Raw genomic sequence first — 14,452 nt, forward strand, 5'->3', positions numbered from 1 at the left:
GCTTCAGGGCGCCGTGAAACAACGCGCGCGTAGCGCGTCGCTCAATGCCTGATAGGTGAATGTCCGCGCCGTTCCGTTGTTCAGCGTGACCTGGACGGTACCGGCGCTTCCATCATAGACCACCTGGGCGGTATTGCCGTCATTGTCTTCCATGGCCAGGCCACCGGAGACGATGGACCGGGTATCGCCGAACAGCAACAGCTCGGACTGGTCGTTGTCGGGCACGTCCACGGTGAGGTCGGAGCGGGTTTCCACCTGGAAACGGCCCGCCGGGCAGTCACCGCCGATGGGGCGGCCGTCCGGGTTCAGGAAACGGCGGCCGTACACCCCCTGGTAGGCCTCGGAGCGATACTCCGAGGCGGGGCGCTGGTTGATGGCCTGGAAACTCATCTGGAAGCGGTCCCCGGTGCCGGTGCCGGTCTGTAAATCGTAGCCGATGCCGTCGCGGCCGCCGCTGCGCAGGCGGCTGACCTGGTACAGCTCGGTGGCGCCGCCGCCGTCGCCCAGCCGGCTGCCCTGGGCACTGCCCCGCTCCATGCGGATATGGCCATCCCAGTAGCGCGACCAGCGCAGGCCGCCGCCACCGTCGGTGCGCAGCACCACGCTGAACGGATCGTCCAGCCCGGTGCCGGAGCGCTCATAACCGATGAACACCTGGGCGCTGGCCGCCTCACCGCTGCCGGTGCCGCTGACCGGGTAGCCGATATGGCGCTCGCCGTCGGTGCGGGTCTCGGCGAACGAGGACGGCGCGTTCAGATCGCCGTCCTGGCAGTTCTGGTCGTCGGTGGCCACCACGTCGAACACGCCGCCGTTGTAGGGCGAGTCCACCGCCTGGTTTTCACGGTACAGGAAGGCCACCCGGCCACCGTCATCACAGTCCCGGGTCTCGGTGACACGGCTGTCTTCCACATCGCCCACGGAACCGAAAAACGCCAGGCCACTGGCGGTGAGGCCGACGGTGTCGCCATAGGTGGAACCCGGCGCCAGCAGGGCCACCGTTTCCTCACTGTCGAAGGTGGCCGGCGGCACCTGGGACAGGGCCTGCGGCTCGCCACCGCCGCCATCGCCACCGCCGCCGGGAGCGCCGCCCCCACCACCGCCACCGCCACTGCCGCCACAGGCGGCGAGCACGCCGGCCAGCGCCAGGGTCAGGCCGGCCCGGGCCGGGTACTCAAACTGAATCCGTTTCATGCTGTGAATCTCCTTGTGGTTGGGGGGTGCCGTCATCGGCCGGGGCCGCGGACGACGGGGACGGCGCCGGGTCGGCGTCCGCCTCGGAGTCCGGGGTTGCGGGGCTATCCGGGGTTTCCTGTGTCAGCACCAGGTCCACCCGGCGCCACTGCTCGCCGCGCTCACCGGCGGCGGGCCGTCGCACCTGGCCACCGTGGTTCAGGACCTGTTCCGCACCGGCGTGGTCGGTGAGCCAGGCGGCCACCCGGTCCGCCCGCTGGCGTGCCAGGGCGCGGTTTTTTTCGCGCATCGTGGTGGCGGCGCCGCCGCTGGTATCGCCATCGCCGCCGCCGTCCGCGTACCCGCTCACCTCGGCCCGCAGGTCGTCCCGCTGGCGCAGGGCGGTGGCCACCCGGTCCACCCGCAACAGGTCCGCCAGGGTCAGGCGGCTGTGGTTGAGCGCGAAGAACAGCCGCTGTTCGCCGGGCTCGGCGGCCAGGCTGCGCACCCGGGTCAGGCGCGCGTCTTCCACGCTGACCGCCACGCTGCGCGGCAGGTCGTCCACCTCGTTGACGTACACCGCCATATAGTCGCCGCGTTCGGCACCGGCGCCCTTGTGGGCCAGCAAGTAATGCTGGCTGGCGCTGTCCCCGACCACGCCCTGGCCGAGCATCAGCCGCCAGCCGGCGGCGTCCCCGCAGCCGTCGCCATGGCACTCAAACGCCACCCGGTAGCCGGCGCCGGTGAGCCGGGACCGGTAGTGCTCGATAATGCTCAGGTCGCTGTCGGCGGCGGGGTGATCCAGCACCAGGCGGCGCGTGCGCCCGACCAGATGGATCTCGCCGCCGGCGGCGTAGCCCTGGCCGTTGTCGGTATCCAGGTAGCGCATCGGTGAGCTGGGCAGTACCAGGTTGGCGCTGGACTGGTAGGTGCGCGCCATTACCGTTTCGTGTTCGAACAACGCCTGCGGCCGCAGCGCCTGCGCGGAACCGGCCAGGGCCATCAAGGCCATCGCCGGCAGCATTCGCTTGATCATTGCTTACCTCAGATTCTTGCAGTTGGTGTTGCCCCGCGGATTGCCTTCGCAACGCACCGGCGTTTGCATGCGCGCCACGGCATGGCTGGACAATGGAAAGTAGTAACCGTCCCCGGCGGCGCTCAGCAGGCTGCAGCGGCGCCAGTCCTCGGAGTTGAACAGGCCGCTGAGATTGACCGCTTCCCAGACCAGCCGGTTGATGCCGGGCACTTTCATTTCCTGGCACCAGACGGTGCGGATCTTGAGCAGGTTGGCGTCCTGGACGTTGATCATCCGGCCGTCCACGTCCACCAGGGTGGTGGGGCGCTGCTCCAGGTTGTCATTGGGAATCTCGTAGAGCCGCTGGTCCGCATCCACCTCACGGTAGTTGCCACCGTTGGGGCAGCCGCCCCGGCCACAGTCCTTGGTGAGCCCCCAGGCGGGCCGCGACAGCTCCCGGAAGCCCCGGGCGGTGGGCGACACTACTTCCACCCGGGCGATGGGGTGGGCGTCGTTGCCATACAACACGGCCAGCCCCTCCCGCCGGGCGGCGTAGGCGATCAGGCTGGGGTTTTCACCGGGGGGCACCGCGTACAGGGTGGGCACCATGGCGCGCACCAGCTCCTGCTTCATCTCGTGGGTATAGGCGTGGTGCAGGCTGCCGGCGCGGGCGGCACGAAAGGTGGCGTCGTTGAGCGTGGCCTTGGCCCGGTACATCAGGCCCAGTTGGATAATGGCCAGCAGCAGCGGCACGCCCCAGACGAAGGTAATCAACATCTCCGTCAGGGCCTGGCCGCCCTGCCCGCGCCGGCCGGCGATCACTGTTGCTCTCCACCCTTGCTGGTCAGCGCCTCCACCAGCCGCTCACGGAGCGCGGCCAGACGGCGCTGATCCGCCGGCTGGTCGGCGAACCGCTGCTCGGCGTCGGCCAGGGTGCGCAGAGACTGGCGGGTGCGCACCAGGGCCAGGTTGTACCAGGCACGGGCCTGGTCCGGGTCCAGGTCCAGGCAGCGCTCGTACATGGTGATGGCGGCGTCCAGCTGGCCGGTGCGGGCGTAGATATTGCCGAGCCGGAACCAGCCTTCATAAAGCTCCGGATTATCGGCCACCAGCTCCCGATAATAGGATTCCGCCTCCACGAACAAACCGTCCTGATAGGCCTTTTCGGCGAACCGGAGTTTGTCCGCGCTGGCCTGGGCATCGCGGGACGGCGCCGTGGTGGCGCAGGCACTAAGCGCCGCCGCCAGCAGCAGCGTCAGCAACGATCTGTACATGGCTGTTCTCCTTGATTCCGAGCGTGGCGGCGGCGCCGGCGGCCAGTTCCAACACCGACCGGGCGCGCCATACGGTGGCGGTGCGCCAGGGCCGGATACCGGCGCGCACGCGCAGTACCCGGCCGTCGCCATCGAGAAAAATCGCGTCGATGGCGAAGCGCATGAAAAACATATGAATCGAGCGGCAGGCCGGTATCCACAGGCCCTCATCGGCGGCCAGATGGGGCCGGCCAATCAGCCCCACCAGCCGCCGGCGGTAATCCAGCGCCGCCTGTACCGAGACCGGCGCAAGGCGGCCGTCCACTCGCAGCCTCATCGGAACACCTCCCACAGCTTCATGGCGATGGGGAAGCCGATGATCAGAAAGGTGGTGGGGAAGATGAACGCCACCAGCGGCAGGATCAGTTTCACCGGCGCCTGCATGGCCATTTTCTCCGCCCTCTGGAAGCGTTCGGTGCGGCGCTGGTCCGCCTGGCCCTTGAGCACTTCGCCGACGCTGGCGCCGGTGCGTTCGGCCTGCACCACCGCGTTGACGAAGGTCTGCACCGCGTCCACATCGACCCGGTCGGCCATCAACCGCAGCGCGTCGAAGCGGCCCATGCCGGAGCGGATATCCCGCATCACCTTGCTCAGTTCGGTCTTCATGGGACCTTCCGGGCCCTTCTCCACGGCATGGCGGATGGCACCGGTAAAGTTGGCGCCGGCCTGGATGCTCATGGCCAGATAATCGAGAAAGACCGGCAACTGACGAAGAATCTCCAGGCGCCGCTTCTTACGCTTTTCGCGGGCGTTGAGATAGGGCAGCGCGAAGCCCAGCAGGCCGGCCAGCATCACCCACAAACCATCGCTGTGCTCCAGCATCGCCAGACACAGCCAGGTGCCCAGCATGAACAGCAGCGAGGACACCACCTGCAGCCCGAAAAACTGCTGGGCGTTCATCATGAAACCCTGGCCGGACTGGGCCAGCAGCCGGTTGCCCCGGGCGATCTGCTCCACCCGCATCAGGCTGCCCAGGTAATGGGCGAAGAACTCCACCAGCGGCCACACCAGACGCAGCATCAGCGGCAGCGGGTCCATGAATTCCCGCTGGTCGCGCTCCACTTCCTTGCGCGCCCGGCTGACCGCCAGAAACATGAGGATAAAGGCCACCGGCAACAGGGCCACGGCGATCACGGCGTATAACGCTTCGGACTCAAACATCGATGGACACGATCTTTTTGATGAACCAGAACCCGAGCAGCTCGAGCACCACCACCACCGCGCACACCGCCCAGCCGGCCATGGTGGTGAACAATTTATCCATGGCCTCTGGTTCGATCTGCGCGATGGCGAAGCCCACCGCCAGGGGCAGCAGCGCCATCACATAGCCCTGGGCCTTGCCCATGGCGGTGAGCGCCTTGATCTTGCCTTCGATCTCCAGCTTGCGGCGCAGGGTCTCGGCCAGCCGCGCCAGCACGTCCGCCAGGCTGCCGCCCACCTCGCGGGCGATCTTCATGCCGGCGGTGAGCATGCGCAGGTCCTCGCCGGGCATCCGTTCGAGCATGTTGTCCAAGGCTTCGTTGAAATCCACCCCCATCTTCAGCTCGCGCAGCAGCAGGCCAAACTCCTGGCGGATCGGCCCGGAGGATTCCTTGACCATCAGTTCCAGGGCCGACTGCAGGTTGGAGCCGGCGCGCAGCATCGAGGCCACCGACGCCATACTGTCCGGCAGCGCATAGCTGAAGCTGCGCTCCCGGCGGGCACGCAGCAGCGAATAGACCATGCGCGGGCAGGCGGCCAACAACGCCGCCGCCAGCACGCTGACCAGCAGGTTGCCGGACAGGGCCCAGATCAGAAACGCGGACACCACCAGAATGCCCAGGTTGAACAGGAACAGCTTCTGCGGATCGATAAAGATGAACAGATCCTTGAGGTTGGCCTCGGCGCTCTCGCGGAAACGCTCCTCGTAACGCACCGCCGCCTGGGTGAACAGGCGATAGCCCATCAACGCGAACAGAAACACGCTGACGGCCAGCAGCAGGGCGAACAGCAGGATGCTAAACGTCATGGGCCTCTTCCTGGTTGCGGAACAGGTTCATGTCCACTTCGATGTGCCGCTGGCGCATCTCCTCCACGAAATCCGGAATCGCACCGGTGGCCACGAAGTCGCCGCGCACCCGGCCCTCCGCGTCATAGCCTTTCTGCTGGAAGCGGTAGATTTCGGAAATCTGAATCACGCCGCCTTCCAGGCCGGTGACCTCGGCCACGCTGGTGACCTTGCGGCTGCCGCAGGCGAAGCGGGTCTGCTGCACGATGATGTCCACCGCCGAGGCGATCTGTTCGCGGATGGCGTGCACCGGCAGTTCCATGCCGGACATCAGCACCAGTACTTCAAGGCGCGAGATGCAATCCCTCGGCGAGTTGGAGTGGATGGTGGTCAGGGAACCGTCATGGCCGGTGTTCATGGCCTGCAGCATGTCCAGGGCTTCGCCGCCCCGGCACTCGCCCACCACGATGCGGTCCGGGCGCATGCGCAGGCAGTTTCTCACCAGGTCGCGGATGGTGATGGCGCCCCGGCCCTCCTGGTTGGCGGGCCGCGCTTCCAGGGACACCAGGTTGGGCTGGTAGAGCTTCAGCTCGGCGGCGTCCTCCACGGTGATGATGCGCTGGTTGTCGGGAATAAAGTTGGACAGCACATTGAGCAGGGTGGTCTTGCCGGAGCCGGTGCCGCCGGAGATCACCACGTTCTTGCGATGGCGCACCGCCAGTTCCAGAAACGCCACCATCTCGTCGCTGAGCGAACCGAAGCGGCGCATGTGCCGGGCGGTGAGGCGCTCCTTCATGAATTTACGGATGGTGATGTTGGGGCCCTTGAGCGCCAGCGGTGGAATCACCGCGTTGACCCGGGAGCCGTCCTTGAGCCGGGCGTCCACCATCGGTGAACTTTCGTCGATGCGCCGACCCAGGGGCGAGACGATGCGCTCGATGGCGGACAGCACCGCGGTGTCGTCGGTGAAGGTCACCCGGGATTGGTTAAGCCGGCCGTTGCGCTCGTAGTAAATCTGGTCGCGGGCATTGACCATGATTTCCGAGATGCTGTCGTCGGCCAGCAAGGGCTCCAGGGGGCCCAGGCCCACCGCCTCCGCCAGCACCTGGCGGGCCAGCTCGTCCTTGTCGATGTCCGCGTCGATGCCGTCCTGATCACGAATGATCTTGTCGATGGCGCCGGCGGTGAAGTGGCGCAGTTCCTGGTCGCTCATGTCGGCCACGTTGACCCGGCGCAGGTCCATGTAATCCACCAGCGAACGGCGGATCAGTTCCCGCCAATGGGTGACGCGGGCTTCGTGCTCGTGGGAGCGCGGCGCTTCCTCCGGTTCCTGGTAGCGCGGTGCTTGCTCCGCTTCATCGGGCTGGTCCGCCATGGTGGTGGCCGGCGACGGGCGCAGCGCCGCCGGGGTGTTGAGCAGGCGGCAACTGAGCCGGTAGTCGCTGATCTCGATCACGTCCTCTTCGTCCAGCGGCCCGTACTCCGTCACCTTGCGACCATTAACGCTGGTGCCGGTGCGATGCCCCTGATCGATAACGTGGAGGCCATCCTCCCGGCATTGCAGGCGCGCATGCAGCCCCGCCACCTTCCAGCCGGCCATCGGCACCAGGCTTTCCTTGTCCTTGCCGAGCACGCATTCCACCTGCTCGCAGGTGTAGCTGCCCACCAGGGTACCTTTGCGGGTTTTCACCAGAACGCTGAACATGTTTCGTTACTCCATCAACAGCGCGTCGATTTCCATATCCTTGCGGATCGATTCCACTTCACCGCGCACCCGCTCCACCAACTGCTGGTTGGTTTCCTCATTGGCATCGACGATGCGCGGTGTGACCATCACCAGCACTTCGCTTTCATCGATGCGGTCCTCGGTGGTGCTGAACAGCTTGCCGAGAATCGGGATATCGCCGAGGAAGGGCACTTTCTGTGTCTGTTTGGAAAGATTGCCGGCCACCAGACCGGAGATCACGATGGTGTCCTGGTCCTTCACATTGATGGTGGTCAGCGCCCGCCGCACCAGCACCCCCGGCACGCCGTTCACCTGGGTGGCCAGGTCGATATTGCTGACCTCCGCTTCCACCGTGGCTTTGATGTCGTCGCCGGACACCACCGGCTGGATGTTGAGGATGATGCCGTACTCGCGGAAGTTGACGTCGATAAAGCCGTCCTGGTTGATCACCGGAATCGGGTAATCCCCGCCGGAGCGGAACTCGGCCTTGTCACCGCTGCGCGCCACCAGGCGCGGCGCCGACAGGATGCGCGCGTCGCCCACCTCGGCCAGGGCCTCGATGGTGGAGCCGATGCCCGAGGTGATGCCGAAGTATTGAAAGGTGTCGTAACTGTCGAAATTGAAGTTGGCGTTGTTCAGTGCTTCGGCGATCTCGCCGGGCAGGCCGTTCTCGGCGGTGCTGTACACGCCGAAGATCGGATTGGTGGTGGCGGCGGAGTGGATGCCGTAGGCGGGGCCGCCGATCTGATCGTCCCAGCGGATGCCCAGCCGTTGCAGATCCTGGCGGCCGATCTCCACGATCTTCACATCCATGCGCACCATCTCGGACACTTCGAAGCCGTCGCCGCGCACCATATTGATGGCGTTGGGCATCTGCTCGCTGAGCTTCTTGATGATCTCCAGAAAGCGCTGTTCCACGCGCCCTTTGAACACCACGTACTTGCCGACCTGCTCCACCTCCAGGCCATGGAACAGTTCCGCCAGCTTCTGCGAGACGCTCAGTTGCCGGTCCACCGGCAGTTCGGAGACGGTGATTTCCAGGGTGTCCTTGCGGCCACCGCGCTTCCACACCGACACATTGGAGACCCCCTTGCTGACCCCGATCAGCAACAGGGAGCCATCATCCAGCACCTTGTAATTGAGCACGCCGGGGCTGCCCACGGCGACCCGGGTAATGGTGCCCAGGGAAAAGGAGCGCGCCTCACCGGCGTACAGGTCCAGATAACGGGTGCCGGCGGATGCCAGCGAGGACCACAGGCTGGCGGCCAACAACGCCACCACGATGCTACTTCTCATTACTTTCACTCCCAGCCTCCGTATCCCAAGGGTCGGCCGCCATCTGGTAGACCCGGCCCTGCCCCGCGGTTTGCTCGCTCCAGTAGTTTCGTTCGCTGTTGCCGATGCGATAGATGCCCGAGTTGAGCTGGCCCTGGTCCGCCTCGCCGCCGGCCAGCACCTCGATGCCGATGCCCGGCGCGCGGCGCACCTGCCCGTAATTGGCGGTGCGCTCGTCATCCGGGTGGCGCAACAGGAAGCCCAGTTCTCCCGCCGAGCGGGCGCGCAGCATGTTGGCCACGTCTTCCACCGGCACCCCCACGGTGATCGAGGAGTAGGCCCGGCCGTCGCCGCCGAAGCCCATGTCCGCCATGGTGCGCGGCCCGGTGGCCAGCACCGTCACGTTGTCGAGCAGCTTTTCCATATGGAAGGCCTGGCCCTGGTCGCTGACCCGGATCAGGTCGATATGGTCACCGGCCTGCAGCAGCCCCTCGGCGGAATCCAGCGGGCTGGCGTCCACGGTGATGGCGCGCTCGCCGGGGCGCAGCAGTTCGGAGAACGAACCCACCCCCTGCATGCCGGCGATAAAGGCGGAGATCAGCGCGGTGCCGTCCTTCATGGGCATCTTCAGGCGCAGGCCGGATACCGCGTCGTACTGGGCCACGCTGATCGCCCCGGACGGCACGAACTCCCTGGGGATCTCGCGGATCGCCATGGTGCTGCCGTCAATCGGATCGCCGGGGTAGAGGTCGCGGGCGGCGACCACCACCTGCACCGGCTCCTTCTGGCGGGCCAGTTCGCTGCGAATCGAGGCTTCGCGGTTCTCCAGATAGGTGAGACCGAGCCAGCCGGCGAGAACGGCCAGGCCGACGGCGATCACCAGCATGATGATTGCGGTGTATTTCTTCATTGCGTTACGAAACCCATTAGCCAGGGACCGACATGGCCCAAATGTAGGATTCTTGATTGGCCTGAAACGCCTGCATCAGCAGGCCGATGGCGCTGTCGCCGCCGAACACCGGCGCCAGCAGCGCGCCGATGACCAGCACCGCGCCCACCAGATATTCCGCCTGCGCCTGGCCGCGCTGCCGCTTGCTCATGGCCCCACCTCCACCAACATGATGTTGACGTCACCCTCGTCCCTCTTGATGACGATGCTCATTTCCCGGTCGTCCCTGGCCAGGTGGATACTGGCGCCACGGCGCTCCTGATCCAGGTTCTTGCGCACCACGGTCCAGTTCCGGCCGCGATAGCGGTTGAGGTAGTAGTTGTAGTTGCTGCCCACCGAATGCCGGTTGCGCACGATCACCGTGCGCGAGGCGCGGCCGGCATCGTCGGCGGTGATATCACTGATCACCTGGCTGCGCGGCAGCACCGGAAACCCTTCCCCCGGCGGCGCCGAGGTTTGCAGGTCGCCGATCCGGCTGACGCCCACCTGGGCATAGGCATGGCCGCGCAGATCGGTGATCTGCACGGTGGTGTAGTAATCGCCGCTCAGGCTGCTGAGCACCCACCACTGGCCCTGACGGCTTTGCTTGTGCTCGCGGCCACGCCGGTCCCAGGCGCTGATGTAGAACTGGCGCAGCGCGTCCACGCCGGCGTCGTAGCGGTAGGTGAAGATGCGCATGGCCACGCCGTTGAAAATCATGCGGTCGGCCACCCACTCCCGTTTCACGCCATCGGGCACCGGCACATCCGGCCAGTCATCGGCCACGGCGGCGCCACTCAATAGCAAAGCGATGATCATCAAAATCCGTTTCATGATTACTCCAGACAGGCCTTCGGCGCGTCGGTCTTGCCCCGCTCGTAGCGGGCCAGGCGCTGACAGGGCGCCACCTCCACATCCACCTTGCCGAGTTGAAAATTCTCCGGGCTCAGGTCATCGAAAACGAAGCCCACGATGCTCTGCACCGTGCGAATCACCTCGTTGTCGAGCAGGGCGGTGGGCACCAGACGGCGGATCGAATCCCGCGCACGCTGTGGCGAGCCGGCGTTCCAAGCGTCATCGAGCAGCACGTAACGGGTGTCCAGGGTGAGCGGTTCGAGCGGCAGATAATCCGGATTGGCACGGATCAGCGGCACCTCCACCGTGGCCTGCCGGTAGCCCTTGCTTTCCAGCTTGAGAACGCTGGCGGCCCGTTCATTGAGCCTGGCCAGGGTGCCGCCCGGTGCCAGCGCCGAGGTGGTAACCTGCACGCCGGAGTGGCTGTCGGAAAGATCCGCCAGTAACGGCTGGCGACCGCGCTGCTCGCCATAGGTGGTGTAGGCCATGGTGTCCAGGCTCTGGTTGTCCTGGTTGAGCTTGTCCTTTTCCGAATCGATGGCCGCGTCGCCCCGGGCGAACACCCGGTTGCGCACCTCCCAACCGATTTCGCCATCGCCCTTGGCATGGCTCTCGGATTTCCAGACCGTCTTTTCCCAGGCCGCGTAGCGCGAGGCTTCCCGGGCGCGAAAGGTCATGTCGCCGGTCTTGGCGAGCAGGCTCAGGGCGATAAAGGCCGGCAGCAGAATAAAGGCGGCGGACACCAGAAAGCCGGCCATGGACTGCCCTCTCTGCGCCTGTCTCACAGCCCCAGCTCCGCCATCGCCGCCGCTTTTTCCACGCTGTTCAAAGGCGCCAGCGACGGCTGCCAGAACGGATTGTAGAGGCTGCCGTACTCACGCCGGCCATCGCGCCGGGGGAACAGATCGTTGGGGTAACGGAAGTGCACCCGCGCCTTGGAAATGGACGCCATGCGGCCGTTGAGGAAATGTTCCCGGCCGCCGAACTTCATGCGCTCCTTCGCGCCGGTGATGTCCGAGGCGGTCTCCACGCCCTGGGAGCCGGACGGCTTGGTCAGGGTGATGATGATGCCCGGCCCTTCCTCCAGCAGCCCGTCCTGTTTCAGGGCGCTGAAGCGGCGCATGCCCCGATAGTTGTGCTGCACGTTGGAGCGCCAGTATTCCGCGTTCGCCGCCCGGGACGCCCGGCTGTTGTCGCGCCAGTAGCCCTGGCGGCCATGAATGCCGTCCAGGTTGTACTGGCGGCGGGTATTACTCTGCGCGCTCTGCGACGCACCCCAGCCCACCGGCAGTTCTTCATGTTCCTTGCCCCAGGGCGTCAGCGCCCAGGTGTGCACGGAAAGCGTGTCCACCGCCGACCAGGTGTAGTAGTCGCCCCGGCGCTGCCGGGTGTCCGCCAGCTCGGTGCCGCCGCGCTTGCGGATCTCCACGCCGAACAGGCCGAAGAAGTTGACCACGTCCAGGTCCTGGTTGCGCCCGCTGGTGAAATTGTCGCGGCTGGCCAGCAGCACATTGCGGAATTCATCGCTGCGCCGCCGGTGGTCCTGGTTGCCGCGCCGGCCACGGTAAGCGTGGGCCCGGTCCGGGTTGTAGCGGCCCACCATGGCGGTGTGCGCGCGGGCGAAGGAGGCCAGGGAGGTGAGCGTATAGGCGGTGTCCACCTGGGGATCATTCTCCTCCACCACTTCCTCGAACACCTGCCGCGCCAGCGCCAGGGTCTGCACATGGGAGAAGTCCTGAATACCGGAGATCAGACCGATCACCTTATCCAGACTGTTCACCGCCACGCGCATCATGTTTTCGATGACGGTGGCGCTGCGGTCCAGCACTTTCTCCACGGCGGTCATCGCCTGGCCGAGGTAGGGAATCCACTTGGTGACCAGGGAAATATTGCGCGTGGTGTTGTGCAGCCAGCGAGTCCAACTGACCAGGGTCACCGCCTGGGCCACCGCCACGTGATTGGCGATCATGGCCCGGTTGGCGTAGGCCTGCACATTGAGATTGCGTGCTTCCACCGCCGCCACGCTGTAGGCCGCGGCATCCGCCGTGGCTTGCAGACGGGTTTTCTCATTGCTGATGTTGTAGGCGTCGTGGACGAAGTAGATCGCGGCGGCCACGGCAAACAACATCACCAGGACATAGACGGTCATCTGCCCGGTCTGATAGTGGCGGTTCATGCTTTCCCCCGAAGAAACAAGCGGTGTGCCCGTGTGCCGGGCACACCCGTGGTGCTTTTACTTCTGGTTCCCTTCGCCGTAGTTGCTCAGATCCTTGGCCGAGCCGGCCTGGGAGGAAGCCTCGTTCGCCGAGGTCTGCGCCTTGCTGACTTCCTGATCGCTTTCCTGCCCGGACATCTCCTTGGCGAGGCCGGCGGTCTGGTTGCGCAGCGTGTCACCGAAAAGGCGGTAAACGCCGATCGCCGCCACGGCGATCAGTGCCACGATGATGATGTACTCGGTCATTCCCTGTCCTAGCTGGCGATTGCGAAACTTCATACTCCCCTCTCTCAATTGGGTCATTGATAGGACCACCGGCAAGCGGCGGTGAATACGGCTATTCAAGCGCGTTCCGCGCTACTGCTCCGCCAGCAAGAGATAGGCGCTTTCCAGTTCCGCCATCCCTTCCTGGATCGCGGCTTCGCCGTCCGGATAGGTTCCGTTAAACCAGTCCAGGCGGATCTCCGCCGCGTCGATGTACCAGCGTGCATGGGCTCTCGCCATGGCACGCAGATACGCCGGCAGTTCTTTTTTGTACCGTTCGGCGGCGGCCGCCTTCCCGGGCCGGTGTTCGGCCACCAGGCCGGCCAGTTCCGGTACTTTCCGTTCCGCGTCCGCCTTCATCAGGGCGGCCACATTGAGCAGGTGGCGGTTGCGGTCGTCGTGACCGGCGGTCACGCCCTCGGCACCGGAGCCGCCCTGATAAGCGCGGCGCTGTTCGCTATAGCGCTGGCCGGCATCCCGATACAGGCGATCCCGTTCGCCGGCCAGGGCCACGTTCAGGTCATGCAGCACCAGCCTCGGCTGGCGGTGGCGGAATACCCGCTCGGGGGAGGGCGTTTCGCTTTCGCATACCGGCGGCATGAAGAAAAAGCGGTTTTCGTCCGCGTCAAAGGCGATGCGGGCGTCGTCGGGCAGCTGCGCGTGGCCCTCGCCGTCCTTCAGCCAACCGGCTTCCTTGGTGAGCCGGGCATGCCACTGATGCAGCGACACACCGTCGCCGGTGGTTTCAATCTCGGTTTGCTCGTCGTTCCAGGAAGGCGGCACCTCGAGGCGGTCCACGGCGGCGTAGACCGGCTCGGGCCCTTGGCCGCGAACCAGCAGGAAGTAGTTACTGCCCTGGGCCCGGGCGGTGAAATCCACCGCCACCGGCCCCAGGCCGTTGCAACGTTGTGCCGCTTCATAAGTGCCGGACAAACGCTGGCTGCGCTCGCCACCGCCATGCACCGGCGAGGTGTCACCACCGTCGCAGGCGGACACCACCAGGGAAGTCAAAAACAACGCCAATACCCGATTCATCGAAAGCCCCTTATCTTGTGGCGGGGAACATAGAGAAGCGGCGGCGCCTTTTCCATTAAAGGTAGATGACGGTCCCTTTTTTTATTAACCAGGTCACACCGCCTGATCGTAAAACCGGAACCAGTTGGCTTTGAAGGTGAGGCATTGAACGGAGGGCAGCAGGGGGAAACAGCTTGTTTTATAGGGTTTTTCTAAAGCTCTCGAACAGGCGGAGCGCGGTGTTTTCCGCCGCGCTCCGATTATAAATACTTAAAGTTCGCCACATTCTTTTCGGAATATTTTCCTATATTCAGCCTCTGCTTTTTCATGTTCGCCGGTTTGGATCGGGTGCGACGGATCCATCGGTTTGCTGTTTTCCGCTTTGCGGGCCACTTCCAGCATGCCGTCCAGTTGCTCAGCCATGGACGGCGCCTGATCCCGCAGTGCCGCCAGTTTCTGGCGCGCGGCGGGCAACTCCCCCATGCCCAGCATGGCCATTTCCACGTCGGCCACCGCCTGGTTGATACGAAAGCAGGTGTCCTCGTCAACGCCCTCGGCGGCCACCGGGCCGGCCAGGGTCAGCAGGGCGGCGGCCAGCATTGCTTCTGTTTTCACGGGTTTCTCCTTGTCTTCGCTAGCGGGAACAAGATGCAGACCTTACCACCGCGCCCCGGCTCCGTCCGGGCCGGA

17 protein-coding genes are annotated in these 14,452 nt (G+C 65.4%); all 17 read right to left on the reverse strand.

Going from position 1 to position 14,452, the window contains the following annotated elements:
• Window positions 1–3: 3 nt before the first annotated feature.
• Window positions 4–1,191 (reverse strand): hypothetical protein, encoded by a 1,188-nt coding sequence (locus tag FGS76_RS15015; protein WP_138773451.1) that lies wholly within the window; start codon window positions 1,189–1,191, stop codon window positions 4–6.
• Entirely contained in the window at window positions 1,172–2,206 is a 1,035-nt protein-coding gene (locus FGS76_RS15020; protein WP_138773452.1) for an OmpA family protein, read from the reverse strand. The genes FGS76_RS15015 and FGS76_RS15020 overlap by 20 nt, the downstream gene beginning before the upstream one ends.
• Before the next feature lie 3 nt (window positions 2,207–2,209).
• Window positions 2,210–3,007 (reverse strand): TadE/TadG family type IV pilus assembly protein, encoded by a 798-nt coding sequence (locus FGS76_RS15025; RefSeq protein ID WP_138773453.1) that lies wholly within the window; start codon window positions 3,005–3,007, stop codon window positions 2,210–2,212.
• Window positions 3,004–3,459, reverse strand: coding sequence for a tetratricopeptide repeat protein (locus FGS76_RS15030; protein WP_138773454.1), 456 nt, complete (start codon window positions 3,457–3,459; stop codon window positions 3,004–3,006). The genes FGS76_RS15025 and FGS76_RS15030 overlap by 4 nt, the downstream gene beginning before the upstream one ends.
• Window positions 3,416–3,775, reverse strand: a complete 360-nt coding sequence (locus tag FGS76_RS15035; RefSeq protein WP_138773455.1) for a DUF192 domain-containing protein — start codon at window positions 3,773–3,775, stop codon at window positions 3,416–3,418. The genes FGS76_RS15030 and FGS76_RS15035 overlap by 44 nt, the downstream gene beginning before the upstream one ends.
• On the reverse strand, window positions 3,772–4,659 hold the full coding sequence (locus FGS76_RS15040; RefSeq protein WP_240692556.1) for a type II secretion system F family protein: 888 nt from the start codon (window positions 4,657–4,659) through the stop codon (window positions 3,772–3,774). Before FGS76_RS15040 ends, FGS76_RS15035 begins: the two co-directional genes overlap by 4 nt.
• Entirely contained in the window at window positions 4,652–5,506 is an 855-nt protein-coding gene (locus FGS76_RS15045) for a type II secretion system F family protein (RefSeq protein WP_138773456.1), read from the reverse strand. The genes FGS76_RS15040 and FGS76_RS15045 overlap by 8 nt, the downstream gene beginning before the upstream one ends.
• Window positions 5,496–7,190 (reverse strand): TadA family conjugal transfer-associated ATPase, encoded by a 1,695-nt coding sequence (locus FGS76_RS15050; RefSeq protein ID WP_138773457.1) that lies wholly within the window; start codon window positions 7,188–7,190, stop codon window positions 5,496–5,498. Before FGS76_RS15050 ends, FGS76_RS15045 begins: the two co-directional genes overlap by 11 nt.
• A gap of 6 nt (window positions 7,191–7,196) precedes the next feature.
• Window positions 7,197–8,507, reverse strand: coding sequence for a type II and III secretion system protein family protein (locus FGS76_RS15055; protein WP_170214488.1), 1,311 nt, complete (start codon window positions 8,505–8,507; stop codon window positions 7,197–7,199).
• Window positions 8,497–9,396: a Flp pilus assembly protein CpaB gene (gene cpaB / locus FGS76_RS15060; RefSeq protein ID WP_138773459.1), complete on the reverse strand. Its 900-nt coding sequence runs from the start codon at window positions 9,394–9,396 to the stop codon at window positions 8,497–8,499. The genes FGS76_RS15055 and cpaB overlap by 11 nt, the downstream gene beginning before the upstream one ends.
• 16 nt (window positions 9,397–9,412) lie before the next feature.
• Window positions 9,413–9,586, reverse strand: coding sequence for a hypothetical protein (locus FGS76_RS19480; protein WP_170214489.1), 174 nt, complete (start codon window positions 9,584–9,586; stop codon window positions 9,413–9,415).
• A complete protein-coding gene (locus FGS76_RS15065) occupies window positions 9,583–10,248 on the reverse strand; it encodes a hypothetical protein (RefSeq protein ID WP_138773460.1) in 666 nt (221 codons plus the stop codon). The genes FGS76_RS19480 and FGS76_RS15065 overlap by 4 nt, the downstream gene beginning before the upstream one ends.
• A gap of 2 nt (window positions 10,249–10,250) precedes the next feature.
• Window positions 10,251–11,054 (reverse strand): hypothetical protein, encoded by an 804-nt coding sequence (locus FGS76_RS15070; RefSeq protein WP_138773461.1) that lies wholly within the window; start codon window positions 11,052–11,054, stop codon window positions 10,251–10,253.
• Window positions 11,051–12,445, reverse strand: coding sequence for a pilus assembly protein TadG-related protein (locus tag FGS76_RS15075; RefSeq protein WP_138773462.1), 1,395 nt, complete (start codon window positions 12,443–12,445; stop codon window positions 11,051–11,053). The genes FGS76_RS15070 and FGS76_RS15075 overlap by 4 nt, the downstream gene beginning before the upstream one ends.
• A gap of 57 nt (window positions 12,446–12,502) precedes the next feature.
• Window positions 12,503–12,730 (reverse strand): Flp family type IVb pilin, encoded by a 228-nt coding sequence (locus FGS76_RS15080; RefSeq protein ID WP_240692557.1) that lies wholly within the window; start codon window positions 12,728–12,730, stop codon window positions 12,503–12,505.
• Between the two features lie 111 nt (window positions 12,731–12,841).
• The gene (locus FGS76_RS15085; RefSeq protein ID WP_138773463.1) at window positions 12,842–13,783 is read right to left on the reverse strand and encodes a hypothetical protein; all 942 of its coding nucleotides are present in this window, start codon (window positions 13,781–13,783) and stop codon (window positions 12,842–12,844) included.
• 249 nt (window positions 13,784–14,032) lie between these two features.
• On the reverse strand, window positions 14,033–14,377 hold the full coding sequence (locus FGS76_RS15090; protein ID WP_138773464.1) for a hypothetical protein: 345 nt from the start codon (window positions 14,375–14,377) through the stop codon (window positions 14,033–14,035).
• Window positions 14,378–14,452 lie beyond the last annotated feature (75 nt).

Source organism: Alloalcanivorax gelatiniphagus (assembly GCF_005938655.1).
GTDB lineage: Bacteria > Pseudomonadota > Gammaproteobacteria > Pseudomonadales > Alcanivoracaceae > Alloalcanivorax > Alloalcanivorax gelatiniphagus.

What these genes read in the sequence shown, in the direction of transcription:
- FGS76_RS15015 (WP_138773451.1), bottom strand. Translation starts at nt 1,191, where the DNA reads ATGAAACGGATTCAGTTTGAGTACCCGGCCCGGGCCGGCCTGACCCTG.
- FGS76_RS15020 (WP_138773452.1), bottom strand. Translation starts at nt 2,206, where the DNA reads ATGATCAAGCGAATGCTGCCGGCGATGGCCTTGATGGCCCTGGCCGGT.
- FGS76_RS15030 (WP_138773454.1), bottom strand. Translation starts at nt 3,459, where the DNA reads ATGTACAGATCGTTGCTGACGCTGCTGCTGGCGGCGGCGCTTAGTGCC.
- FGS76_RS15035 (WP_138773455.1), bottom strand. Translation starts at nt 3,775, where the DNA reads ATGAGGCTGCGAGTGGACGGCCGCCTTGCGCCGGTCTCGGTACAGGCG.
- FGS76_RS15040 (WP_240692556.1), bottom strand. Translation starts at nt 4,659, where the DNA reads ATGTTTGAGTCCGAAGCGTTATACGCCGTGATCGCCGTGGCCCTGTTG.
- FGS76_RS15045 (WP_138773456.1), bottom strand. Translation starts at nt 5,506, where the DNA reads ATGACGTTTAGCATCCTGCTGTTCGCCCTGCTGCTGGCCGTCAGCGTG.
- FGS76_RS15050 (WP_138773457.1), bottom strand. Translation starts at nt 7,190, where the DNA reads ATGTTCAGCGTTCTGGTGAAAACCCGCAAAGGTACCCTGGTGGGCAGC.
- FGS76_RS15055 (WP_170214488.1), bottom strand. Translation starts at nt 8,507, where the DNA reads ATGAGAAGTAGCATCGTGGTGGCGTTGTTGGCCGCCAGCCTGTGGTCC.
- cpaB (WP_138773459.1), bottom strand. Translation starts at nt 9,396, where the DNA reads ATGAAGAAATACACCGCAATCATCATGCTGGTGATCGCCGTCGGCCTG.
- FGS76_RS19480 (WP_170214489.1), bottom strand. Translation starts at nt 9,586, where the DNA reads ATGAGCAAGCGGCAGCGCGGCCAGGCGCAGGCGGAATATCTGGTGGGC.
- FGS76_RS15065 (WP_138773460.1), bottom strand. Translation starts at nt 10,248, where the DNA reads ATGAAACGGATTTTGATGATCATCGCTTTGCTATTGAGTGGCGCCGCC.
- FGS76_RS15075 (WP_138773462.1), bottom strand. Translation starts at nt 12,445, where the DNA reads ATGAACCGCCACTATCAGACCGGGCAGATGACCGTCTATGTCCTGGTG.
- FGS76_RS15080 (WP_240692557.1), bottom strand. Translation starts at nt 12,730, where the DNA reads ATGACCGAGTACATCATCATCGTGGCACTGATCGCCGTGGCGGCGATC.
- FGS76_RS15085 (WP_138773463.1), bottom strand. Translation starts at nt 13,783, where the DNA reads ATGAATCGGGTATTGGCGTTGTTTTTGACTTCCCTGGTGGTGTCCGCC.